Genomic DNA, 935 nt, shown 5'->3' with positions numbered 1-935 from the left:
GCCACGGGCGCGGCCGAGGCGCACGTGAAATGGTTCTGCGCCTACGACGTGGCCGGTCAGCCGCGCGGCCTCGAACAGGTGCTGTGCCCGGATTTCGAGTGGCTCACCGGCCTCGCCCTCGTCTGCCTGATGCTGGGCTGCCTCGCCGAGGGCACGCCGCTGGGCGGCGCGCTGCTCCGGGCCCTCGACCGGGTGACCACGCGGATCCGGACCGACACCGAGCTGCTGGTCCGCTGCACCCTCGGCTTCTTCTTCGTCTCGCTGTGGAGCCTGGGCGGCATCATCCTCACCCCGGAACTCAAGACCGACGTGGCCTGGATATCGTGGCTGCAGCTCGCGCTCGCGGCCTGCCTGATCTGGCGCCGGACCATGCCGGTCACGGGCCTCGGCCTCGTCTTCCTCTTCGCGTTCGCCACCGCGCAGTACGGCGTCTTCCATCTCGCCGATTATCCGGTGTTCCTGGGCGTGGCCGCCTACCTGATCCTGCGCGGCCTCGACCTCGCGCCGTTCGGCATCCGCCCCCTCGACCTCGTGCGCTGGGCCGCGGCCGTGACGCTGATGTGGGCCTCCATCGAGAAGTGGGCCTACCCGCAATGGACCGATCCGCTGCTGGCGGCCAAGCCGGAGATGACCCTGGGCGCCACGCCCGCGCTGTTCATGCAGGCCGCCGGCGTCATCGAGTTCACCCTGGCGTTCGCGCTGATCTGGACGCCCCTGGTGCGCCGCAGCGCGGCGATCATCCTGGCCGCGATCTTCGTCTCGGCGGTCTTCGAGTTCGGCAAGGTCGACGCGATCGGGCATTCCGGCATCATCGTGGTGCTGCTCGGGATCGCCGCCGACGATGCCCGGGTCCCGGTGCGGGCCCGGCAGGCGCTGCTGGCACCCGCCTGGTACGGGGCCGCCCTGGCGGCCTTCCTGGCCCTGTACTACGTGGG

General features: G+C 71.0%; 1 protein-coding gene. It reads left to right on the top strand.

Annotation, left to right across the window (positions count from 1 at the left end; all coding sequences use genetic code 11):
• Positions 1-935, top strand: a 935-nt coding sequence (locus MFF58_RS31790; RefSeq protein WP_238294314.1) for a hypothetical protein, incomplete at both ends; no start/stop codon positions are given.

This window comes from Methylobacterium longum, assembly GCF_022179385.1.
GTDB lineage: Bacteria > Pseudomonadota > Alphaproteobacteria > Rhizobiales > Beijerinckiaceae > Methylobacterium > Methylobacterium longum.
The sequence above is the reverse complement of the archived record's forward strand: the minus strand, read 5'-3'. Positions and strand labels throughout refer to the sequence as shown.